Genomic DNA, 23,213 nt, shown 5'->3' on the forward strand with positions numbered 1-23,213 from the left:
CACCACCCTGGCGACCCGGGCTCCCGGCCAGGAAAATCGCCGCTTCGCGGTTCACGACGCTTAATCCTTCAGGCTTATCGGGGACGGGCGGAGGAAACCTCCCTGTAAAGCCGCCCTCGCCGCGCATCCCTGCGCGGCGCCCCGGCCTTRCGGATACGCGTCGTCGATTTTCAGCCGGACCTGGTCATCGCTGCGACGGTTTTACTCTCATTGAGCAATGCTATCGCTGTAAAACGTGAGGGAGAGAAGCACTGACAAACCGCACAAAACGATCCCCTCGCCCCTCCGGGGAGAGGGTCAGGGTGAGGGGAACATGCAGCGCTGATAGTCAGTCTGCTGCCCTTGATTTAGGGATTTAACGAGCGTTACTGAAGTCGTGCCCTTGCCAGTAAAGCGAGCGAGTTCACCCCTGACTGGCTACCAGCCGCAGCCTTGCCCGTCGGGTCGTTAATCGTGGATTTGTGGTAAAAATGACATACAAAATTGGACGCCAGGCCATATACCCCTCCTTAGTTAAATACAATCCTGGATTTTCCTGACCATTCTCACTCTCAAACTAAAGTGCGAATTTGTTCAGGTCAACTCATTCTCAGAAATTACATTTAACATCAGGCGACAACTTCAAATATACATGGTTCGACCGACAGAATCGATTAACTAAAATTAAATCTATAACGTAATCAACGTTTAAAATAGAGGATGTGCGATTCCAAAGGTCTCAAGGTAATTAAAGCACCGGCGGCAAAATCCCGACCCAGGAATATTCGCATTAGTATACCGGTATTTATTTTTAATATTCCTTTTTGGCGTGGACATTATGCTTCGCCAGTGGAAAAAATTTCACTCAGGTCCCTATTTTATCAAGTTCCCCCTTATTTAACGCCACCTTAGGCCCTGCGATGGCAGACGGCTTACTGGTTTTCACCATGAAAGCGCACGCTGCACCAGCCGCTGACAGGTCACGGTGCATTCTCTGGCCGGTTTGCTGGTAATCCTCTGCAAAAGATCAACAACCCAATGAATTATGAGGATAAAGCGATTGTGGCATCGCCTTTGCAATTCCTTCTGCACTCTGTTTATTGGCGAGGCAGTAGAAGATGACCACCGAATCAACCACACTAAAAAGAACGCTCGGCAGCTTCCGTTTATGGGGTATTGCCGTTGGCCTGGTAATCTCAGGAGAATATTTCGGCTGGAGTTATGGCTGGTCCCAGGCAGGCACGCTGGGCTTTCTGATTGTCGCCCTGGCGATAGCCGCCATGTATTGCGCCTTTATTTTTAGCTTTACCGAACTGACCACCGCAATCCCTCATGCGGGCGGCCCTTTCGCTTATGCTTATCGGGCTTTCGGGCCGACCGGGGGTTTCATTGCCGGTTTCGCGACCCTGATAGAATTTGTTTTTGCGCCACCGGCCATCGCAATGGCAATCGGGGCTTATCTTAATGTTCAGTTTCCCTCACTTGATCCTAAATGGGTGGCCTGTGGGGCATACGTCATATTTATGACGCTAAATATTCTCGGCGTAGGTATTGCCGCTACGTTTGAGTTAATTGTCACTCTGTTGGCCATCTTTGAACTGCTGGTCTTTATGGGCGTCGTGGCACCGGGTTTTTCCTGGGATAATTTCACCGCCAACGGCTGGGCGGGTGCCGACAACTTCAGCGGGCTGGCGCTGCCGGGGATGTTCGCAGCAATTCCGTTTGCTATCTGGTTTTTTCTCGCGATTGAAGGCGCGTCGATGGCGGCAGAAGAAGCGAAAGATCCGCAGCGTACCATTCCCCGCGCCCTGGGCGGCGGCATTCTGACGCTAACCGTTCTGGCGGTAGGCGTAATGATGTTTGCCGGTGGTGTGGGCGACTGGCGCACCCTGTCAAACATCAACGATCCCCTGCCCCAGGCAATGAAAGTGGTGGTGGGTGACAGCAGCGGCTGGCTGCATATGCTGGTCTGGCTGGGGCTGTTTGGCCTGGTGGCGTCATTTCATGGCATCATCATGGGTTACTCGCGCCAGATCTACTCGCTGGCACGCGCAGGCTATCTGCCCGCACCGCTGGCAACTCTGAATCGCAAAACCCGCACCCCGCATCTCGCCATCCTGGCAGGTGGCGTGGTGGGTATTGCCGCTATCTTCTCCGATTCGATCATTACCATCAGTGGTATGCCGCTCACCGCCTGCATTGTGACGATGTCGGTATTCGGCGCTATTGTTATGTATATCACCTCGATGGCGGCACTGTTTAAGCTGCGCCGCAGCGAACCCAACCTTACGCGCCCGTTTAAAGCGCCGCTGTTTCCGATCGCCCCGGCGTTTGCCCTGGGCATGGCGGTACTCTGTCTGGTGGCGATGGTCTGGTACAACACGCTGCTGGCGCTGATTTTCGCGCTGATGATGCTCGGCGGTTATCTGTGGTTCCGTAAAACGGCAACGGCCCGTGAACGCGCCGCACCCGACCCGCAACTGCGTGTACTCTCCTGAGGAGACGGAATGTATAAGACCACTCTGGCGCACCGGGTCTACCGGTTCGCCAGCTTAAAAGAGCTGATGGCTAAGGCCTCCCCGGCCCGCTCCGGGGATGTGCTGGCCGGCGTGGCTGCGCAGTCGGCTGAAGAACGCATGGCCGCTAAAATGGCGCTCGCCGCGCTGCCATTGCGTGACATTCTCGAAAATCCACTTATTCCCTATGAAGACGATGAAGTCACCCGCCTTATCATCGATACGCACAATACGGCGGCCTTTCACGCCATCAGCCACCTGACGGTGGGCGATTTTCGCGACTGGCTGCTGGCTGACGCCACGGACAGCACGGTGCTGCGCGACGTTGCTTGTGCCATTACCCCGGAAATGGCCGCCGCGGTCAGCAAGCTGATGCGTAATCAGGATTTGATTCTGGCAGCCAGCAAGTGCAGCGTCGTAACCCGTTTTCGTAATAGCATCGGTCTGCCCGGTCACCTCAGCGTGCGGCTACAGCCTAACCACCCGACAGATGATCTCAAAGGCATCGCTGCCAGTATGCTTGATGGGTTGCTCTATGGTGCCGGCGACGCGGTGGTGGGGATTAATCCGGCCAGCGACAGCCTGCCGGTGCTGGACAGGCTCAACCATATGATGGACGACATCATTACCCGCTTTAGCATTCCGACCCAGTCCTGCGTGCTGACCCATGTGACCAATACCCTCCAACTGATCGAACGCGGATCGCCGGTAGATCTGGTCTTCCAGTCGGTGGCTGGTACCGAGGCGGCTAACAGCGGTTTTGGCATCAATCTGGCGATGCTTAAAGAGGCGCAGGAGGCGGCGCTAAGTCTTAAACGCGGCACCCTCGGCAACAACGTGATGTATTTTGAAACCGGCCAGGGCAGTTGCCTGTCGGCTAACGCTCATTACGACGTGGACCAGCAAACCTGCGAGGCGCGCGCCTACGCCGTGGCACGCCATTTCAGTCCGCTGCTGGTCAATACGGTGGTGGGGTTTATCGGGCCGGAGTATCTCTATGACGGCAAGCAGATCATTCGCGCCGGGCTGGAAGATCACTTCTGCGGCAAGCTGATGGGGCTGCCGATTGGCTGCGACGTCTGCTACACCAACCATGCAGAAGCCGATCAGGACGACATGGACACCCTGCTCACCCTGTTGTGTAACGCCGGGCTGACCTTCCTGATTGGCGTGCCGGGTGCGGATGACATCATGCTCAACTATCAGAGCACCTCTTTTCATGACGCACTCTATGCTCGCCGCCTGCTGGGGCTGAAGCATGCCCCGGAATTCGCCGACTGGTTAACCCGCATGCAGATCATTGATGCGCACGGACAGCTCCGTCTGACCGGCGTTAACCATCCGCTACTCAGCGCCCTGCCACATGGAGCACTCGCATGAATCCACCTGATGCATGGACCCTGCTGCGTGAATTTACCGATGCCCGCATAGCACTTGGGCGCAGTGGCGCCAGCCTTCCCACCCAGGAAGTGCTGAACTTCGGCCTCGCCCATGCGCAGGCCCGGGACGCCATCCACCAGCCGTTTGACAGTGAAAGTCTTGCCCGACAGCTTCAGGCGCTGGGCCTGGAAACCCTGGAGGCACACAGTGCCGCAACGGACCGGCATATCTACCTTAACCGCCCGGATCTGGGGCGCAGGCTCAGCGACGAAAGCCGCGCTGAACTGGCTGCCAGCCGCATCCCCCCGCACGATCTGCTGCTGGTCATTGGCGACGGGCTCTCTTCCCACGCGGTGCAACGTCAGTCGCTGGGGCTGATTACCGCCCTGTTACCCTATCTGCAAACGCTGGGACTCTCTCATGGCCCGGTGGTGCTGGCACACCAGTCCCGCGTTGCGCTGGGCGATGACATCGGCGAAACCCTCAACAGCAAAGCGGTCGCTATGCTTATCGGTGAGCGCCCTGGTCTCTCCTCGCCGGACAGTCTGGGGGTTTATTTGACGTGGAAGCCAGAGCGCAAGCGACTAGAGTCAGAGCGTAACTGCATCTCCAACATCCGCCCGGAAGGGCTCAATTTTGAGGCCGCCGCCTTTAAGCTCGCCTGGCTGCTGGAACAGGCCTTTTTACGCAGGCTGACCGGCGTAAAACTGAAAGACGAGAGTGACAATCCGGCGCTGCACGACCGGGTTAAACCGCGTATCGCCCTGCCCCGTTAACTCCCCTGATACCGCGTTTTACCGCAAGGCAGAACGCGTTTTTCTGTTCCATACTCTTAACATCTTGTCTGATGGAGAGAGCAAGGTGAAAGAGCACCATGAGCCTGTCTATTCTCACCCTGTAAAAGAAAATCCTTTCTGGCTACGTGCTGAAGCCCGCATTCAGAAGTACGGTGCGCTTCTGCTTATGCTGATTGTCCTTGCCGCGCTTGGCGGCCTGTTTTCGGAAGGTTATCTCAGCGACGCGACGGCCCGGAACCACAACGGGCAGATAGCGGCCACCTATCAGCGCTTTGGTCGTCTGCAAAGTGACACCAGCATGCGGGTAAGCGTTAAGGTGCCGCAGCAGGAGAGAGTGGTCATTACGCTCGGCGGCGACTTTATGCAAGGCTACGAAATCCGCACCTTACAGCCGCAACCGTCGGCAATGTCCAGTCAGAATGGCGCACTGCGACTGGAGTATAACAATGTCTATCCAGGCACTACCTTTACCCTCTGGCTGGGCCTTACGCCACTGGCCCCCGGCAGCATGACCTCACAAATCGACGTGGACGGTTTACCCGGCATCACACTCTGGCAATTTATCTATCCCTGAGGATGACAATATGGAAATGGTCTTGCGGGCTGTCGCCGTTTATCTGGTACTGATGGTGGTGTTTAAAATTGCCGGGCGCCGGGCCTTACTACAAATGACCTCGTTTGATCTGATTTTGCTGCTCATCATCAGCGAGGCCACCCAGCAGGCGCTGTTGGGAAGCGATTTTTCAGTCACCGGTGCGGCATTGACCATTATCACCCTGGTGGTGGTCGACATTTTGTTCGGCCTGGTCAAACGGTATATCCACAATGCGGAGGACGCGATTGATGGCGCGCCGGTGGTGCTGGTGGAAAATGGTCAGTTGCTGATGAAAAAGATGAAAGACGCTGACATCAGTTATGACGACATCATGGTGTCAGCCCGTAATAATCAGGGCGTTGATAAACTTGATGACATAAAGTACGCCATCCTGGAGCGCAACGGGCATATTTCAATCATTACTAAATAAGCTTATTTTTCATAACAAACCGTCATGGGAGCAAGAATGACTTTACTCTCTGCCCGGCGTTTCCGCCATGACGGCACGTATAGGCATTTATCTCTCCTGCTTAAAATTAAATTCAAAATGTTAACTTAATTGTAGTAAAAGCCCGTTAATCATTGTGATCCCACACTCAAAAATGAATTTAAGACCTTTCGCATCCGCAGACTGCTTTCAGCGAGCTAAATACCTGGAGCGCGTTTAAAATAGACTATTTTCTGAAATACGATCCCGATCACAATTAAATAAAACATTTAAAAACGAAGAATTATACATATTTTATTTTAACATATCGCGTTACCAACCTATTTTAGCTAACAACCGATTGACGCCAATGCACACGTGTGCATAAATTAACTCACTTCAACAAAATCATCTAAATCAGCAACAGACGATGTTATTTAAGGTTATTAAAATGGCTAACATTTTTGAGCACCCTGGATATTGCATCAGGCAATGCGCACCCTACCCGCTTAATCCAGCGGCATAAATCGCATATTTACGACGTTTTTAACGCGTTTAAAAAACCATTTAATGGCAGGTACAGGCATGGACACAGGTTTTAACGATCTTGCAGCCAGTCAGGAGGCAATACGTGAGGTTTTGCTTCCTATGGGGTTAATTCACGAACACGACACCCTGCGTGTAACGCCATTAACAGGCGGTGTCTCTTCGACGATTTTAAAGATAAGCGTCGGCGACCACCATTTCTGCCTCAAGCAGGCCTTGCCCAAACTGAAGGTGGCAAAATCATGGCACGCCCCGCTTGAACGCGTTTTTGCAGAAATAGACTGGATGAAAACCGTAGCGCAAATCGCCCCGGATGCCGTACCGCATATTCAGGGCGTCGACAGAAGCGCGCTCTGCTTTGTGATGGATTATTTACCGGCAGAGCACTTTGCCAACTGGAAAGCGCAGTTATTACAGGGCGAAATTGATGCAGAGTTTGCCGGCCTGATGGGTAGCCTGCTGGGCCATATTCATCAGCAAACCGCAAAAAACAGTGAACTGGCAAAGATCTTTGCCTGGGACGACAACTTCTTTTCGCTACGCCTGGACCCCTACCTCGGGGAAATTGCCCGCGTTTATCCCCAGTACGCTGGTTTTATTCAATCGGTATGCGAAAGAACGCAGTCAACAAAGCTGGCGCTGGTGCATGGGGATATCAGTCCGAAAAATATCCTGCGCGGGCCAAAAGGGCCGGTCATTCTCGATGCGGAGTGCGCCTGGTACGGCGATCCGGCATTTGATCTGGCATTTTGCTTAAACCATTTCTTGTTAAAAACCCTTGTTACCGCAAGCCAGGCAGTGCAGGAACAGTTGCTCCTTTGTTTCGACACGCTCACACAACACTATTTCAACTGCGTGACATGGGAACCTGCTACCGCCTGTGAAACCCGCGTCGCCACGTTATTACCCTGCCTGATTCTGGCGCGGGTCGATGGCAAATCTCCCGTTGAATATTTTACCGAAACTCAGGCGCAAGCCGCGCGCCGTATCAGTTGCGCATTGCTGGAACGTCAGTTTACCCAGCTCAAAGACATCACATCATTCTGGAAGAAGGAGATCGGGTTATGAGTCGAATTAAAAATGTGCGCGGGCGTCGCGTGTGGGACTCCCGCGGCTGGCCTACGGTCGAAGTGGAAGTGCAGCTGGAAAACGGCATCGTCGGCCGTGGCATGGCACCGGCAGGCGCGTCCTGCGGGATGCACGAAGCAGTGGAGTTGCGGGATGGCGGTAATGCCCTGTCAGGTAAAGATGTTCAAAAAGCGCTGCGCAACATTAAAAATGAAATCGCCCCTGCGCTTACTGGCACCGATGTTAACGACCAGCAGCTGATTGACAGCATCCTGATTGAACTCGACGGCACCGGTACTTTCTCCCGTCTGGGGGGGAACGCCGCTGTCGCCTGTTCGATGGCGGCCCTGTATGCCGCGGCCAACAATGCCCATCTGCCGCTGTGGAAGTACCTGGCAGGGGACAACAACGTGGCGCTGCCGCTGCCGCAAATCCAGATATTCGGCGGCGGCGCCCATGCGGGCCGCCGCATCGATATTCAGGATCTGATGGTAATTGCCAACGGCGCCACCTCTTTTGAGCAAGCGCTGGTCATGACCGCCGAGGTCTACCATAGCGCCGGGCGCATCATGAAACAGCGCGGGCATTTAAGTGGCGTGGCGGATGAAGGCGGCTGGTGGCCGGAATTCACCAGTAATGAAGAGGCGCTGGATACCCTGGTAAAAGCCATTGAGGGCGCGGGCTACACGCCGGGTCAGGATGTCTCTATTGCGCTGGATATTGCCGCTTCTGAATTTGGTAAAGCGGGCCGTTACCGTCTGGCGCTGGAATCGACGGAATACGATTCGGACGGTATGTGTGACCTGCTGCTCGGCTGGCTCGATCGCTACCCTATTCTTTCGATTGAAGATCCGTTAGCGGAAGATGACGAAGCCGGACTCATTGCCTTCACAAAAGCCGCCGGTTCGAAAGTGCAGATTGTCGGTGACGATTATTTCGTGACCAGTGGTGATCGCGTAAAAGCGGCTGCACAGTCAGGTGCCTGTAACGCCGTGTTATTAAAAGCCAACCAGGCCGGAACCATTACGCAGTTACGCACGGCCTTCATGGAAGCGCAAAAAGCCGGTTATGGCACGATTGTTTCAGCCCGTTCTGGCGAAACCGAAGACAATATTATTGTGCATCTCGCCGTTGGGCTAAATGCAGGGCAATTAAAAGTAGGTTCAATGACTCGTGCCGAGCGCACCTCTAAATGGAATGAAGCGATACGTCTGGAAGACAGTAATGCGCTGGAATATTTTGGCGTAAAGGCTCTGGATTATAAATAACGCTTTAAAAGATTTGTATTTTTATCCCTTATTATTTCGCGTTGCATAAAGGCGGCAAGCGCGTGAGCGCCCAAAAGCTTACTGAAGTCAGTCACTGGGGTGAACGAACGCACCAGTGCATATGCAGCCTGAAGTATGACGGGTATATCCGCTTAGCGGAACAGGCGTTATCTCCGGGCCCTACACCTGAATTTTCAATGTCTGTTCTGGTTGTATGAGTTTTTTCAAAAATTATCCATTCGCCTTACGGGTAAACATAATTTAAGGAGATTCAAATGACCGAAACCAGCGCCGAGGTAGTCCCTGCGGCCAAACATAAAATGCAGGTGAAACCCATCATTCAGGTGGGTGCGGGTAATGCTCTGGAAATTTATGACTTTATGGTATATGGCTATTATGCCCGTTATATTTCACAGGCCTATTTCCCGTCAGATAATGAATATGTTTCGTTAATGCTCACCCTGATGACATTTGCCTTAGGTTTCTTCGCCCGTCCGTTCGGGGCGATCATCCTTGGGGCCTATACCGACCGCCACGGACGCAGAAAAGGGTTAATTATGGCCCTGGCACTGATGTCGGTGGGTATTCTCTGCGTGGCGTTAACCCCTACCTACGCCTCTATTGGCATGGCGGCACCGGTTATCGTCATATTAGGTCGCTTGCTACAGGGCTTCTCCGCAGGTGCTGAACTGGGTGGCGTGGTGGTCTATCTGGCAGAAATTTCGCCGCCAAATCGCCGCGCTTTCTATACCTGCTGGCAGGTAGGTTCCCAACAGTTTGCGGTCATGGCCGCCTCCCTTATCGGCCTGGTCCTGCTTTATACCCTGAGCACGGATGAGCTGCATGACTGGGGCTGGCGTATTCCGCTGCTGATTGGTTGTGCGGTGATCCCGTTGATGTTCTGGCTGCGCTCTAATTTGCAGGAAACTGAAGTCTTTGCGAAGAAGAAGACCACGCCGAGCGTCAAAGAGATCTGTAGCAGCCTCGTCTCCGGCTGGCGCATCATTCTGACCTGCATGGGGATGGTGGCGATGGCAACCGTCACCGCCCAGACGGTCACCACCTATGCGCCCACCTTTATCAAGAGTCTGAACCTTGGCGAGCACGTTGGCTTTATTACGCTGTTCTTTGTTGGTTTGTCGATTCTGCTGTGGCTGCCTGTCACCGCAATGATTGCCGACCGCGTTAACCGCAGAACCATGTTGATTGTGGTGACGCTCACCGGGGCTATCACCGCCTGGCCGTTGCTCTCCTGGCTTGCGGCGGACCCGACCGTGTTCAAATTTGTGGTCTTTGAACTGTGGTTCTCGTTTATGTATGCCTGCTACAGCTCCGTTCAGGTGGCGGCGATGGTGGAACTGGTGCCCGCGCATGCACGTACTGCAGGTTACTCCTTTGCCCAGGCCGTTGCTGCCGCTGTCCTCGGCGGGCTGACCCCGGCCATTTGTACCTGGCTGAACCATACCTTCAGCAGTAATGCGATGGTGGGCGTATGGCTTGGCTTTAACGCCGTCCTGAGTTTGTTAGCGGTATTAACCCTCGACCATAAACAGACAGCAATAAATCAGACCAAACAATTACATTAAGTAATTGATGACCTGACAGCAGTACATCGATTAGGTTGATGTACTGCTGCAATAACACTGGAACAGGAAAATGATGAAAATTGTTATTTTAGATGGTGGTGTACTTAATCCTGGCGATCTGTCGTGGGAGAAACTTCAGCAACTGGGTGAAATAACCGTTTACGACACATCTGAACCCAGCCAGGTGGTCGAAAGAATCGGCGACGCGGATATTGCCATTATTAATAAAGTCGTATTAACCGAAAAAGAATTTAGCCAGTGTCCGAACCTGAAATTTATTGGTGTAACGGCAACCGGCTATAACGTCATTGATTTAGCGGCTGCCAGCAAACATGGCGTCATTATCTCCAACGTGCCCACTTACGGCACCTCAACCGTCGCCCAGTTTACTACCGCACTGATGCTGGAACTCTGCAACCAGGTCGGCCTGCACGATACCGATGTACATGCGGGCGGCTGGGGTAAAAAACCCGATTTCTGTTACTGGCTGAAACCGATGCTGGAAGTGGCGGGTAAAAACGTCGGCATCATTGGCTATGGGCGCATCGGCCAGGCCTTTGGCGTGGTGGCCCAGGCGCTGGGTATGAACGTACTGGCCTATGACGAGTACCAGAACAGCGCGCTGGAAAACGACCGGGTGCGCTATGTCAGCCTCGACACCCTTTACGCCGAAGCGGATGTGATTAGCCTGCACTGCCTGCTGACGCCGAAAACCCAGGGCATGATCAATGCCGTGGCCCTGAGCAAAATGAAGAAATCGGCCCTGCTGCTTAATGCCTCTCGCGGCGATCTGGTGAACGAAGCCGACCTTGCCGCAGCGCTGAATAACGGCGTTATTGCTGGTGCTGCCGTCGATGTGCTCTCCAAAGAACCGCCGGTGCCTGATAACCCGTTGTTAACGGCCAAAAATTGCATCATTACACCGCACATTGCCTGGGCCTCCGTTGAAGCACGTGGACGCATTCTGGACACCACGGTCGATAACGTAAAAGCGTTTATTGATGGCAAACCGCAGAACCGGGTCGGTAATTAACAGAACAAACTCAGACAGACAGAGACAAATATGCAAAACAACATCATTAAAGCGGCGGATTTGCTGCGCCAGGCCTGGGATAACAACGAAGCCGGTAACCCTATCCGCGATCTGGTCGACAGTACGGATCTTGATACTGCCTACATGATTCAGAACTACAACGACCGCCTCTGGCAGGCCAGGGGTCGCCGCCGGGTGGGGCGCAAGCTGGGTCTGACCAACAAAGCGGTACAGCAACAGTTTGGTATCTCTGATCCCTGCTACGGCACCATTTATGCCGATATGGTACTGATTGACGGGGCTGAAATTACCAAACCGGTGGTGAGCGACCAGCGTGTCGAGACGGAAATAGCGGTGGTGCTGAAAAAAGATCTGACGCAAACCGCGCACACCATCCTCGATATTATCGACGCCGTTGACTATCTCCTGCCGGCCTTTGAAATCTGCGACAGCCGCGTAACAGGCTGGGACGTGACGTCGTGCGATTTTGTCGCCGATAACGCCGCTGCCTGCCTGGTGGTGCTGGGCACCCGTCCGGTTTATCTCGCCGACTGCGATATTACCCGTAGCGAAATGGTCACCCGACGCGGCGATGAAGTGGTGTCACAGGGTAAAGCGACCGCTATTCTCGGCCACCCGCTGCATGCCCTGAAGTGGCTCGCGGACGACCTGGTGCGCACTGGCAACCCCCTGCGCGCCGGTGAGTTTGTCATTACCGGTGCGATAGGTCCGGCCGTTTCGGCCAAACCGGGCGATGCGTTTGACGCGGAAATCACCGGACTCGGGCTGATAAGCACACGCTTTGCCGGATAAAAGGGCCACTCCTGTTAAGTCCCCTCACTTAAAGGACAGAATGATGGAACTCGCCAAAAATCATTTTAAACACGCCATTAAAAATAACACCCTGCAGTTGGGTCTCTGGACACAGCTTGGCAGCTACGTTGCCGCAGAGCTCCTTTCCGGCTGCGGTTACGACTTTATTGGCCTTGATGCTGAACATGGCCCAAGTGAGTACATCGAGATTTACTCTCAGCTCCAGGCCTGTGCTGCCGGCGGGCCGACCCAGCCGGTGGTGCGGGTGCCGAATCACGATATTTCGTTAATCAAGCGGTATCTCGACGCAGGGGTGAATACGCTGATGGTGCCGCAGGTGGATACCGTTGAACAGGCGAAAGCGCTGGTGGCCGCTGTGCGTTATCCGCCACACGGCGTACGCGGGTATTGCGGGGCCCCACGCGCCTCCGGTTTTGGTCGCATCAAAAATTACGCCACCACCTGTGACGAAGAGATCTGCCTGATTGTGATGCCGGAAACGACCCTGGCGCTGGAGAATATCGACGCGATGGCGGCCATTGATGGTATTGACGCTTTCTTCATTGGCCCGGGCGATCTCGCGGCAAGCCTGGGCTACATCGGTCAACCGATGCACCCGGAGGTGGTGAAGGTGATCGAAGAGACCGGCAGACGGGTGAGAGCGGCCGGAAAAGCGGCCGGCATTTTATGTACTGATGAAGCCCAGACCCGTCGCTACATCGAGCTGGGCTTCCGGATGGTTGCCATCGGATCTGACCAGGGGTTACTGACTAAAGGTGCGGAACAGCTCCTGGCGACATTCAGATAGTTTCCCGAAGCTTGTGTATCAATTGGATTTACCTTTCCGGATGCGCCCTGTGGCCCATCCGGTTTTTTACGGGCCTGGGCGAAAGGCTTTGGTCGAACCGCCCGGCACCAGCTGCGGCGTAAAGCGCTGGCTTTCCGTGCTGGCATAAAATTGCCGGGGAGAGAGCGGTGTGTCCTGGTTCATCAGCCTGTCGATAATGCTGATACAGGCGTCGGAAACCTGTTTTTCCGGCAAAGAGATAGAGGTCAGTTTCACCTCCAGCAAGCTGCCCCACGAGACGTCACCGTAAGCCACCAGCGAGAGATCGTCAGGTATTGAGATATCCATCTCTTTTGCAGCAAGCAGAATACTCATGGCGTAGCGCGGGCTGCCCAGCACCAGGGCGCTGGGGGGTGCTGCCGAGCGCATGATACGCCGGAAGGCATCGCCACCAAACTCTGCCTGCGGCGGCCCGACTTTAATAATGTCCTCAAGCGCCTGCTGCTGCGCCGGGGTGAAGTTTTGCAAAAAGCCCTGCAAGCGCTCCGCTCCCGTGCTCAACTGCTGGGCAGAGCCAATGTAGCCAATACGCGTATGACCCAGTTCCTGTAAATGCCTGACCGCAAGGCTAATACCGTAGCGCTCATCGATAGCAATGACCGGCGTCGGCAGGTTATCGTGATGACGCAGAAGCTGAACGGCATTGGTGCGCATCACAAGCTCCTGTGTTTCCGGCAAGGGGTCAGCGGTAGGGGCGAAAATAATGCCGTCCACCCGCGCCGTCATCAGTCGCAGCAGCGCGGCGTGTTCCATTTCAGGCCTGTCACCGCTGATGCTGAGCATCATCTGCCAGGCGCGTTCTGCCGCAACGTGGGCGATGGCATTGGTAATAGTGATAAAGAAGTCGTTCTGAATATCAGGAATGACCAGGCCAAAGGCGCCGGTACTGGCATTTCTTAGCGCACGGGCAGCGCTGTTGGGGATATAGCCATACTCTCTGGCGGCCTGCAACACGCTGTTTTTGGTCGCCTGACTGATGGCAGGATGATCGTTTAATGCACGCGAGACCGTGGTATGCGATAAGCCTAATATTGCAGCCAATTTTTTTATTGTCACTGCGTCACCTTATTGTCGTCCTGACCTGACCACCGCCATTTACGGCAAGCCGGGAAGTATAATTATAATCCTGAATCAATATTGTTGTGAGGATGCATAAAATATATTGTGCAAAAGCCATATTAGCAGGTTCTTATATCTGGCACTATCAATTTACAACCCTGACAATGTTTTGAATTAATCTGAGCAGGTGCAAATTTATAACTATCTTATCTTGCCAGTACCCATTTTATTATTAAGTGAAAGGCCGTAGTGCGAAAGCATGAATTAATCCTTTACCCCCTCATGACTATTTTTTCCCTATCCTTCGCCTCTTCTCCTCCTTTACCCTGAAAAATCAATGCGACATCCGTCACGCTTTTACATCCGGGACTATGCTGTAAACTGGATCAGTTTTTGTCAGAGGAGTTGTTCATGACCGTTTTCCACCCCCTTTTCCCCCGCCGCCAGCCAGCTGCGAGTCCATCGGACTCACGGGTGCTCAACTGGGCGAAAAACACCACCCTTGCGCAGGCAAGTGCGGTAATCACACCAGAGACCGAGGCGCAGCTACAGGAAGCCATTATTCATTGTCGGGGGAAAATACGCCTGATGGGGAGTCGCATGTCGTCGGGCAGAATGCTCGCGGTAGCCAACCCTGAAGATCGTCTGGTGGATATCTCCCGCCTGCGCGGGTTGCTGGCCGTGGATGACAACAGTGCCACCTTTGCAGCGGGCACCCCCATGCACGAAGTCTACGAAATCCTGACCTCCATGAACCGGATGCTGAACGCCTCCCCTGGCGTGATTGCTGCGCAAACGCTGGCAGGGGCCATCTCCACGGGCACACACGGACAGGGACTCCAGCAAAGCGCCATCGCCGACGAAGCCCTGAATATTCGCTTCATTGATGGTACGGGCCACCTGCACAGCATGGATCGCAGCCACCCGTGGTTTGGCGCGGTGCAACTGGGGCTTGGCGCTCTGGGTGCCATTACCGCCGTCACCCTGCGTACCCGCCCGGCGACCCTCTACACCTGTTTTAAAGATGCCGTGAGTGCAGATACCCTGGAGCAGGATTTAGTCGAATGGAACCAGTCCTGGGTCTTCAGTAAAGCCTGGTGGTTTCTGGAAGAAAACAAAGTACACACCTGGAATGCCAGGGAGGCCAATGAGGATGAACGTCAGGCATGGCGAGAAAATCATGGTGACCTGGTCACGCTGGATGATACCCGCGACGAGATGAACAACGCGGTGGAGAAGACGTTACAGCACATGCGTAATGACACCCGTATCGTTGACGAAAATGGCAAACCCTTCCGTACCGTCACCCGTTTTAAAGACTTTTCGGATGTGATCGGTGACGTTTACCAGGTCTTCTGCCGGGGCATTGCCACCCCACAAATCAATATTGAAATCGGTGTGCCGCTGGCTAACGCTCCGGCAGCGATTACCCGAATCAAAAAATGGTATGCCGAAACGCATCCCCATATGCATTACCCGATTATTTTACGTTGTACGGGCGCGTCTGACGCCTGGCTTAATCCGGCCTGGCAGACGCCCACCTGTTTCTTCGGCTTTGTGGTCTATTACGCCGAAGATGGCTCGCTCTCCCAGGAGGGACTTGAATTTTTACGGGCAGTTGAGCCGTTGCTGGCAAGCGTCGGGGGTAAACCGCACTGGGGCAAATATTTTGACGCCCGGCTGTATGACTGGCCGACATGCTACCCGCAATGGTCTGCGTTTCAGGAAGTCCGCCAGGCGTTCGATCCGCGTGGCGTGTTTCTGAATGATTTTATGACGGAGGTGTTGGCATGAGCCCATCAACGTTCGCATGGGTCACGCTGCTGACGCAGCCCGGCTACCTGCCCGGCGTGGAGGCATTGCACCATTCGCTGCTGCGAAGCGGTACATCCTGGCCACTGGAGGTGATGGTTACGCCGGGCATTGACGCGCAGACCCGCTCGCGTTTACAGGATCAGGGCTGCCGTGTGCGTGACGTGCCGGAAATTGGCCCCAACCCGGCGCTGGCGCATCGCTATGCAAACGCGCGATTTGCTGATGTCTGGAGCAAACTGGCGGTATGGACGATGACCGAATACGCCCGGGTTGCCTTTCTCGACGCCGACATGCTGGTGGTAAAGAACATGGACGAGGTCTTTGAGCTGCCGTTACAGGAGGGGTTTATCGCCGCCTGTCACGCCTGTCGCTGCAACCCTAATCGCATCGAAAGTTATCCTGCAAGCTGGCAGCCGGATAACTGTTACTACAGCTGGTGTGAAGATGAAGAGATGACCGCCCGCCCCCCGACCACGGTCGATAATTACTTCAACGCCGGTTTTCTGGTGCTCACCCCCGACCAGGCAGTGTATAACCTGATGCTGACCAAAATCGTGGCGATGGCCGACATCAGCACCTATGTATTCGCAGAGCAGGATTTCCTCAACGACATTTTTCATGGCCGCTGGCTGCCGCTGCACTATGGTTACAACGCGCTGAAAACATTGCAATTTCAGCACCCCAGAATGTGGAACATGTCGCGGGTAAAAAATATCCATTACATTATCGATAAACCCTGGGATAAACAGCCCGAACCGGGTGATAAGTGGTATACGTTGCATAAAATGTGGTGGGAGTACGCTTCGCGCTAAGCGGACTGCGTGCGCATAGTAGCGCCACGCCTCACGGCGTTTGTAACCCGGTCACAAGCGGAAAAAATATTTTTTGTGACGGGCATTGCAGGCTTAAAAAAGGGTGACTAATTTTATTCAGGGCTTGGCTCTCCACCCTTTTCAGAGAGGCCATTTTTTCATTTTTACAGGAATGACTATGCGCATGACAACCGAGGACCAGTTAAACGCTCACTTTGAAAGCAACCTTCGTGCCTTTGATGTGGAGTTGAAGTTGATTGCCGACCTCCGGAAAAGTATCGGTCGCATAAAACCAGATGTGCAAAATAAAGATCTCATTCTGGCTTTGATACAACTGCTTGAAACGGAAGAAGACGTAGTGAAACTGGATGTGTACCGAAATGCGCTGGAAATCATCGTTCAGAAAACCCCGGATGATCTGTAATCCCGCTGTTTAAATCATTTTTCTCGACCAGGTAATGCCTTCCCGTAACCGTGAAGGCATTACTCACTCTCTGCAACCGCTTTATAGCTGGCCCGCTCAGGCGGTTTTGACCCGTTTTAACGTAAGATGATGCAGGGTGGCTTCCAGGACCTTTTTCTGCCCTGGGTTTGTGGTAATGATCAATTGGGCACGGAGTACCATGATGATGTTGGCAGAATTCACCGGTAGTCGGGAATTCATCAGGTACGTTGCTGCCTGACCAATCGTCTCGTGAATTTCTTCGATGCGTATTTGTTCATCTTCTTTCAATGAAACTCCATGCTGCTGCGTGATATCTTCTGGAGCCCGAAGGCTCGATCAAATTCACATTTAGCATTCGTAGAAACATGCCGGAGCAATTCTGATTAGAAGGGGTTTTGTGGGAAAGCTTAGGCCTGTCATCGCAAGCAGAAAACAGGGGCCTGACAACAATTAATGCTTTACGGTGTTCTCATCCATGACAAGGCTGGCATGCTGGAGCCGGCTCTTACGCTGAGTGACCTGCAAACGACCCGGGGCTTTTTTTCCGCCAGGACGGGTACGAAAACTATGTACACCACCAATCGCAGATCGTAAGGCTTCTTGCCTTTCGTCGTTGCTTTCTGCGCTGAGGCTTTCCTGCAACTGCCCAATCAACGCATCAAAAGAGACATCATCATCTGATTCCAGAATCGAGAGAACAGCTTCTCCCATCACGGTATCTACCAGCTTTTCCTTATCATTCTTACTCATTTCGCCTCTCAGGGGTTACGGCACAGGTCTGGATAAGACCTAATCAGTATGCACATATATACAGGTTTTGCCGAGTTTTTAATTTGTATGCTAGCGTAACGCCGCAAAGGTGCAGAACAGTAGCGCAGAGAGAATAACAACACAATGAAGTATTACTCTTACTCTTTTTTGGTCCCCACCGTGCTTTCCATCATTGCGGTGATTTTTGGCGTGGTCTACTGGCAGGTACATATCGTCAGGGTAACCTTTCTGCATACCGCCTTGCTGAAGGCTATTTTTCTTACCGCCCTGCTCATCGCCGCCCTGATGGTCGTCTTGATCATTCGTCGAATGCGAGGCACGCCAGAAGACTTACAAACGCGGCTGAAAAAGGTGGTAGCAGGAATTATTGCCTCCCTTTTCATGACCACGCTGGTGCTCTATTTCCTTGTCAGCGTCATTGCCTGGGCCCTGCCTGGCGATGAGGCCTGGTACAGGACCACGTTTACCTATGCCAGCGGTAGCAGAAACAACTGTTCCGGTGCGGACGTTTTTGACCCCGATCTCCAGAAAGAGGTCCGGGTCTGCTACCCCACGGGAGATTATTACGACCACGGGGTCATGGTCGTACATAAGCGAACAACGCCCCTGGGGGCGGTGATGCTGGACGGGCGTGTTCTGCCCTGACGGCGGGGCGGACTCATTGGCCACCGGGCCTGAAGTAATGGCACCTGATGCCGTTCAATAAGTAAGGGCAAGGAATCATCGTTTTCCTGACAGTATCTGCCAGTAGCGGGAGGGCGCATCGCTCGATAAACCCAGCTTTAGCTGGTTACCTTATGAGCCTTCCTGGGAAGCGATTGTCTTCGCAAGAGAAAATGGCGGCTGCCTGAGCGCCGGACTTGAGCTTAAAAAGAAAACCATTTTCTCCTCCGGTAAAGAAGGAAAAATGAACGTTGGATTAAACATGTTCAGCGGCGCACTGGACGCGGGCATGATGCTTAATCAAGAAAATGATGAAACCTGGGCCGTGTTTGTGGAGTTCAGCAAACCGCTCCCGCACAAGGCATGATGCAAGAGCAGACCTCGCCACGCTTAAGGCAGCAGGGGAACGGCCCGCTGCCTGCTTTTAGGTTCGGATAAACATCCCCCTGCCGCGCTCATTGAGCGCCCACTGCACTGCCGTTACCTGCCTGCTGATCAGCTATTGCGTAAACCGTGCCTCACCGCCGCAATAACGGGCTCTGACCGGGTAGATGCAATGCGTATTATTACCCCGCTAAGGCTGTACAAACCGTTACACGGAAATACTCATATTTGCACAGCACCCTGGTATATAGTGCCCGGTACGAAGAAGTCTCTTTATTGTGAATCTTCAACTCACAAAATTTAAACAAATTATTACCAGGTTGTTTCACATTTATAATGAAAATAAAAAACACGCTGGGCCTACATATCCTAATGGCGACGCTCGCTGTCCTGTTCCTGTGCCTCCACCCGCTGCTGACCCGCGAGTCCGGGCCGCTGAGATTCCATCCGTTGATCACCTCAATGGAAGGCACTGATAAAGAACAGGCTGACAAGATTGCGACTATTTCACATGCGTTAAAAGGCAATGCAATTTTCTTTATTGGCGCTTCTGAAGTGGCCACCTCTCGTAATGAACATTACGCGGTTTATCATTACTTTAATAACCAGCTGCACAAACCCGTTGTGGCTTATGGTGATGCCTTTGTCGACGATGTTACGCAGTTCTTATTCTTCTCGCGCTTTAAAGACGATCTGAATGAAAACAGTAAAGTTGTCCTGTTATTAGCGCCGGACAGTTTTTATTCCAAAGGCATTCCACCCGCTATTTTTGCCGACCACTTTCCGTCGCCGATATTCGATCCGCTGATGAAGGATCCGCAGGCGCGACCGCTACTGGTTAATTACCTAAAAAATATCGATAAAGAAGAGGTCAGCCATTTAACCTTCGCTCAAATGAAAATCGCTGGCTGGAGTGTCGATATGATCCTCGACGAAGTGAGCTTCCAGTTTGCTAATTTTTGTACGTTGGTGAAAAACGACTGGTATGCCCTGCTCAATATTGAGAAGAAGAGTGCCCCCTCGTGGCCGATGCCGCACCCCACCAGCGCCCGGCCTGACTGGGATCAGGAGCTGGCACACGCACGTGAACTTAACAGCCGACGCCAGCAAAGTGCCGCCACCATGTGGATGGATAAATCCATTTATGAAGCGGGAGATAAACCCGAACAATGGGACGACACGCCGGTGGTACCAAAACAGATTGAGGTCTTTCAGCAGACGATTGCATTACTGAAATCCCGCCATGTGCAGGTGATTGCCATCGTCGACCCCATAAACCCGTGGGCGCTCTACAACACCGATACGTTCAGGCCAGTGGATCAGCGCATTCAGGCAATCCTGAAAGAAAACCAGGTGCCTTATCTCGATATGTACGCGCAGCCTTATCAGAACGGCTGGAACTGGGATCGCCTGCATCCCACTGAGCTTGCGTGGGTGCCGATGGACCGTTTTATTGCGGAGAATTTTAAATGATGAAATATGCGGTACGCCTTTTTTTTCTTTATCTCTTTCTGGCGGTAACGGTTGTTGCCTGGTCCACGGTGGACGATAGCAAAAATATTAAAGTGCATTTTGAATATCAAAAATTCTGAGGGTGAATGATGTACAGCTCCGGAACCTTTTTTTTCTGGCTTTTTTCATCCGCGCTGATGTTTGCGCTGGTAAATCGTGTGCTCCATTTTCGGCTTACCTATCTGTCGGCATTTTCGGTGCTGGCCGCATTCGGTTGGGGATATATTTTTCAGGATGACTATCTTATCCCGGTCGCCGTATTTGTCGCTTTTTTTGTGCTCGCCACGTTAAAAGAGAAAGGATGGTTAAAAACCTGGCAGGCGGTCACGTTAACGCTGCTGCCTTTACTCCTGGTAAAACTGCACCTGAATAATCACTGGGGTATGATTGGCCTCTCTTTTATGACGTTTCGCGCCATTGACGTACTGCTCTATCGCAGTAAAAAAGATGGGCGAAATATCCTGCACTATTTCTGTTACCTGTTTATGCCCTTTATTATTCTCGCAGGTCCGATGTACCGCTGGCGCACCTGGGTGAATGATATTAATAAACCGGTGTTTGCTATCGACCGGGCGCAGTTCTTAACGGCAATGGAGCAGATATTTACCGGCATCATCCAGAAATTCCTGCTGGCGATGCTCATCGATAACCTGGTGATTCAGTCATGGAGCCATCGCCCGTTTGACTGGACCGTGGGCGTGGTGATGTCGGTGGCCTATAGCGCCTATCTGTACTTTGATTTCGCGGGCTACAGCAACATGGCGATAGGCGCGGGCCGCTTGTTTGGTCTGAACATTCCTGCCAACTTCAACCTGCCGATTCTGGCAAAAAACCCGCAGGATTTCTGGCGTCGCTTCCACATCAGCCTCTCAGAGTGGCTGCGCGATGTGGTCTTTATGCCGGTTTATATGAACCTGATGAAGCTCAACTATTTCCGGCAGAACAAAACGCTCGCGCAGAATATTGGCATCTTCTGCACTCTGTTTTGTATGGGCGCATGGAACGGGCTGGAACGGCACTACGTCATCAGCGGCGCGCTCTTTGGCGGCATCTCTGTTGCGCATAACATGCTGCTCTGGTGGGCCAAACGCAGCCCCAGGCTGAACCACTGGCTTCAGCTTCCGGCTATCGCCTTTCTGGGACGAATTCTGACGCTGGGAAGCGCCGCAGCCTCCCTTTACATCTTTAGTGGAATGTCTCCCCTATGAAAATGCAATCTGAACTCATTGAACTACAGGACTTTCTGCGTGCGGCATTGCGCGATCCCACCCATCCGCAACAGTTGGCCATCAGCGGCAGTGATGTGACGCTGACCTGGGGTGAGCTGGCTGGTGCGGTGGTTGATTTTGCCCAGCGCTATGAACACTGCCAGCAGCCCGCCGGTACGCCAGTGGTGCTTTACGGTCATCAGCAGGCGGAGTTTGCCGTCGCCATTTATAGCTGCCTGCTGCATAACATTCCCTACATTCCTGTCGACTGCATCTATCCTACGGAGCGTCTGAGAGAAATCTGTCACCTCGCCAGGGCGCCTTACTACTACGATGTGGTCACCAGAACCTTCGTAAAAACCGCTGAAGCGGGAGAGGTGCTTGCCGAGCAGGATCTGGCCTACATCATGTTTACCTCCGGTAGCACCGGCAAGCCTAAAGGGGTGCAGATTGGCCGTGAGAGCGTATGGCACTTTATGAAATGGGTGCGCAATGACTTCTGCCTGCCGGAAAAGCCGGTGCTGATGAACCACGCGGTGTTCAGTTTTGATCTGTCGTTGATTCCGTTACTGGCCAACCTCGCCACGGGGGGGCATATCGTACTGAACGCCAAAGAGGATATTGCGGCTGAAAACTGGCTGGATCGTCTGAAAGCGAATGACGTGTCCGTCTGGGTCTCCACGCCGTCGTTCGCCTATCAGCGCCTGCTCTCTCCGCAGTTCAACAGCGATTACCTGCCGGCGCTTGGGGTGTTTGTCTTTATTGGTGAGGTGCTGAACAAGGCGCTGGTAAAACAGCTTCGTCGCCGCTTCCCCCAGGCCAGAATCCTCAACTCTTATGGCCCGACAGAGGCAACTATCGCCACCACGGTGATTGAAATCACCGATGCGATCCTCAATAACGACATCGACCTGCTGCCCGTCGGCGCGATGATGCCGGAGTCCCACATGGAAATTACGCCTGAAGGCGAACTCATCATCTGGGGCAAAAACGTGATGCGCGGCTATCTGGGCCTGCCGCAGGAGAATGCCGAAAAACTGCTGCATCGCGAGAGCGAACCCTACCGTGGCTATCGCACCGGCGATCTGGGCTATGAAGACGGCCTTCTGTACTGCCAGGGTCGCAACGACAGCCAGATCAAGCTGAACGGCTATCGCATTGAGATTAATGAAATTGAAAACCGCCTGCTGGCGATGTCCGGCATCAGCGAAGCTGTGGTGTTACCGCTGATGAAATCCGGCGGCGGTGTACTGCGCATTGCGGCATTCTGCGTGACGGATCTCGCGCCAGAGACGATTAAATCGTCGCTCTCTGCGGTGATCCCGCACTACATGGTGCCGTCTCAAATCATCATTAAAGATGCCCTGCCGCTCAACCCGAACGGCAAAATCGATCGTAAGTTGCTGGATACTCACGCCCGCACTAACTAATTATTCAGGAAAAAAAGATGGAACAAGACATTCTCGCGCTGTTTGAAAAAGTGTTATCCCGCAAAGTAGGATTCCACGATGAACTGATTGAGTCCGATATCCTCGACTCGATTCTGGCGGTGGATTTGGTGCTGGAAGTGCAGGACGTTTACGGCTGCATGATCCCGCCCACCGAAGTCGCCACGGTGCTGAAAACGCCGGCAGACCTGGCCTACTATATCGAAGAGAACCGCGGTTAATCCCCATGCGGTGACCGAGC

The 23,213-nt window shown here is 53.3% G+C and carries 23 protein-coding genes; 20 read left to right on the forward strand and 3 right to left on the reverse strand.

Going from position 1 to position 23,213, the window contains the following annotated elements:
* Window positions 1-1,097 precede the first annotated feature (1,097 nt).
* From eat to KXR87_RS21470, 11 genes are all read left to right on the forward strand, one after another.
* Window positions 1,098-2,477 carry an ethanolamine permease gene (gene eat, locus KXR87_RS21420; RefSeq protein ID WP_437434233.1) on the forward strand — a complete coding sequence of 460 codons (1,380 nt, stop codon included), beginning with the start codon at window positions 1,098-1,100 and terminating at the stop codon, window positions 2,475-2,477.
* A 9-nt stretch (window positions 2,478-2,486) separates the two neighbouring features.
* Window positions 2,487-3,875, forward strand: coding sequence for an ethanolamine ammonia-lyase subunit EutB (locus tag KXR87_RS21425; RefSeq protein ID WP_437434234.1), 1,389 nt, complete (start codon window positions 2,487-2,489; stop codon window positions 3,873-3,875).
* Window positions 3,872-4,651 carry an ethanolamine ammonia-lyase subunit EutC gene (gene eutC, locus KXR87_RS21430; protein WP_437434235.1) on the forward strand — a complete coding sequence of 260 codons (780 nt, stop codon included), beginning with the start codon at window positions 3,872-3,874 and terminating at the stop codon, window positions 4,649-4,651. The genes KXR87_RS21425 and eutC overlap by 4 nt, the downstream gene beginning before the upstream one ends.
* An 85-nt stretch (window positions 4,652-4,736) precedes the next feature.
* Window positions 4,737-5,246 carry a hypothetical protein gene (locus KXR87_RS21435; protein WP_437434236.1) on the forward strand — a complete coding sequence of 170 codons (510 nt, stop codon included), beginning with the start codon at window positions 4,737-4,739 and terminating at the stop codon, window positions 5,244-5,246.
* Window positions 5,247-5,256: 10 nt separating this feature from the next.
* On the forward strand, window positions 5,257-5,697 hold the full coding sequence (locus KXR87_RS21440) for a DUF421 domain-containing protein (protein WP_437434237.1): 441 nt from the start codon (window positions 5,257-5,259) through the stop codon (window positions 5,695-5,697).
* A 582-nt stretch (window positions 5,698-6,279) separates the two neighbouring features.
* The gene (locus KXR87_RS21445) at window positions 6,280-7,308 is read left to right on the forward strand and encodes a phosphotransferase family protein (RefSeq protein WP_437434238.1); all 1,029 of its coding nucleotides are present in this window, start codon (window positions 6,280-6,282) and stop codon (window positions 7,306-7,308) included.
* Entirely contained in the window at window positions 7,305-8,576 is a 1,272-nt protein-coding gene (eno, locus tag KXR87_RS21450) for a phosphopyruvate hydratase (RefSeq protein WP_437434239.1), read from the forward strand. Before KXR87_RS21445 ends, eno begins: the two co-directional genes overlap by 4 nt.
* Before the next feature lie 275 nt (window positions 8,577-8,851).
* The gene (gene tcuC, locus KXR87_RS21455; RefSeq protein ID WP_437434240.1) at window positions 8,852-10,162 is read left to right on the forward strand and encodes a tricarballylate/proton symporter TcuC; all 1,311 of its coding nucleotides are present in this window, start codon (window positions 8,852-8,854) and stop codon (window positions 10,160-10,162) included.
* Between the two features lie 70 nt (window positions 10,163-10,232).
* Window positions 10,233-11,195, forward strand: a complete 963-nt coding sequence (locus KXR87_RS21460) for a D-2-hydroxyacid dehydrogenase (protein WP_437434241.1) — start codon at window positions 10,233-10,235, stop codon at window positions 11,193-11,195.
* A gap of 30 nt (window positions 11,196-11,225) precedes the next feature.
* Window positions 11,226-12,008, forward strand: coding sequence for a 2-keto-4-pentenoate hydratase (locus tag KXR87_RS21465; protein ID WP_437434242.1), 783 nt, complete (start codon window positions 11,226-11,228; stop codon window positions 12,006-12,008).
* A gap of 40 nt (window positions 12,009-12,048) precedes the next feature.
* On the forward strand, window positions 12,049-12,816 hold the full coding sequence (locus tag KXR87_RS21470; protein WP_437434243.1) for an HpcH/HpaI aldolase family protein: 768 nt from the start codon (window positions 12,049-12,051) through the stop codon (window positions 12,814-12,816).
* A gap of 66 nt (window positions 12,817-12,882) precedes the next feature.
* Here KXR87_RS21470 and KXR87_RS21475 read toward each other — a convergent pair whose 3' ends face one another.
* Window positions 12,883-13,911: a LacI family DNA-binding transcriptional regulator gene (locus KXR87_RS21475; RefSeq protein ID WP_437434244.1), complete on the reverse strand. Its 1,029-nt coding sequence runs from the start codon at window positions 13,909-13,911 to the stop codon at window positions 12,883-12,885.
* Window positions 13,912-14,325: 414 nt separating this feature from the next.
* On the opposite strand from KXR87_RS21475, the gene KXR87_RS21480 reads away from it, so the two are divergent.
* The 3 genes from KXR87_RS21480 to KXR87_RS21490 all read left to right on the forward strand — a co-directional run bounded on the left by KXR87_RS21480 (window position 14,326) and on the right by KXR87_RS21490 (window position 16,965).
* Entirely contained in the window at window positions 14,326-15,708 is a 1,383-nt protein-coding gene (locus KXR87_RS21480) for a D-arabinono-1,4-lactone oxidase (RefSeq protein ID WP_437434245.1), read from the forward strand.
* The gene (locus tag KXR87_RS21485; RefSeq protein WP_437434246.1) at window positions 15,705-16,541 is read left to right on the forward strand and encodes a glycosyltransferase family 8 protein; all 837 of its coding nucleotides are present in this window, start codon (window positions 15,705-15,707) and stop codon (window positions 16,539-16,541) included. Before KXR87_RS21480 ends, KXR87_RS21485 begins: the two co-directional genes overlap by 4 nt.
* Before the next feature lie 178 nt (window positions 16,542-16,719).
* Window positions 16,720-16,965: a biofilm development regulator YmgB/AriR family protein gene (locus tag KXR87_RS21490; RefSeq protein WP_437434247.1), complete on the forward strand. Its 246-nt coding sequence runs from the start codon at window positions 16,720-16,722 to the stop codon at window positions 16,963-16,965.
* Between the two features lie 96 nt (window positions 16,966-17,061).
* On the opposite strand, the gene KXR87_RS21495 is transcribed toward KXR87_RS21490, so the two are convergent.
* Window positions 17,062-17,274 carry a hypothetical protein gene (locus KXR87_RS21495; RefSeq protein WP_437434248.1) on the reverse strand — a complete coding sequence of 71 codons (213 nt, stop codon included), beginning with the start codon at window positions 17,272-17,274 and terminating at the stop codon, window positions 17,062-17,064.
* Between the two features lie 162 nt (window positions 17,275-17,436).
* Window positions 17,437-17,736, reverse strand: a complete 300-nt coding sequence (locus KXR87_RS21500) for a hypothetical protein (RefSeq protein WP_437434249.1) — start codon at window positions 17,734-17,736, stop codon at window positions 17,437-17,439.
* 144 nt (window positions 17,737-17,880) lie between these two features.
* Between KXR87_RS21500 and KXR87_RS21505 the strand changes: the two genes are divergently transcribed.
* The 6 genes from KXR87_RS21505 to KXR87_RS21530 all read left to right on the forward strand — a co-directional run bounded on the left by KXR87_RS21505 (window position 17,881) and on the right by KXR87_RS21530 (window position 23,193).
* Window positions 17,881-18,402, forward strand: coding sequence for a hypothetical protein (locus KXR87_RS21505; RefSeq protein WP_437434250.1), 522 nt, complete (start codon window positions 17,881-17,883; stop codon window positions 18,400-18,402).
* Window positions 18,403-18,664: 262 nt separating this feature from the next.
* Window positions 18,665-18,787 (forward strand): hypothetical protein, encoded by a 123-nt coding sequence (locus tag KXR87_RS21510; RefSeq protein ID WP_437434251.1) that lies wholly within the window; start codon window positions 18,665-18,667, stop codon window positions 18,785-18,787.
* A 353-nt stretch (window positions 18,788-19,140) separates the two neighbouring features.
* The gene (locus tag KXR87_RS21515; RefSeq protein ID WP_437434252.1) at window positions 19,141-20,277 is read left to right on the forward strand and encodes a D-alanyl-lipoteichoic acid biosynthesis protein DltD; all 1,137 of its coding nucleotides are present in this window, start codon (window positions 19,141-19,143) and stop codon (window positions 20,275-20,277) included.
* A 128-nt stretch (window positions 20,278-20,405) separates the two neighbouring features.
* On the forward strand, window positions 20,406-21,524 hold the full coding sequence (locus KXR87_RS21520) for a membrane-bound O-acyltransferase (protein ID WP_437434257.1): 1,119 nt from the start codon (window positions 20,406-20,408) through the stop codon (window positions 21,522-21,524).
* Complete coding sequence (locus KXR87_RS21525) at window positions 21,521-22,954, forward strand: AMP-binding protein (protein ID WP_437434253.1); 1,434 nt, start codon at window positions 21,521-21,523, stop codon at window positions 22,952-22,954. The genes KXR87_RS21520 and KXR87_RS21525 overlap by 4 nt, the downstream gene beginning before the upstream one ends.
* Window positions 22,955-22,971: 17 nt before the next feature.
* Window positions 22,972-23,193, forward strand: a complete 222-nt coding sequence (locus KXR87_RS21530; protein ID WP_437434254.1) for an acyl carrier protein — start codon at window positions 22,972-22,974, stop codon at window positions 23,191-23,193.
* Window positions 23,194-23,213: the final 20 nt, after the last annotated feature.

The organism is Yokenella regensburgei (assembly GCF_051486985.1).
Taxonomy (GTDB): domain Bacteria; phylum Pseudomonadota; class Gammaproteobacteria; order Enterobacterales; family Enterobacteriaceae; genus CBFFRJ01.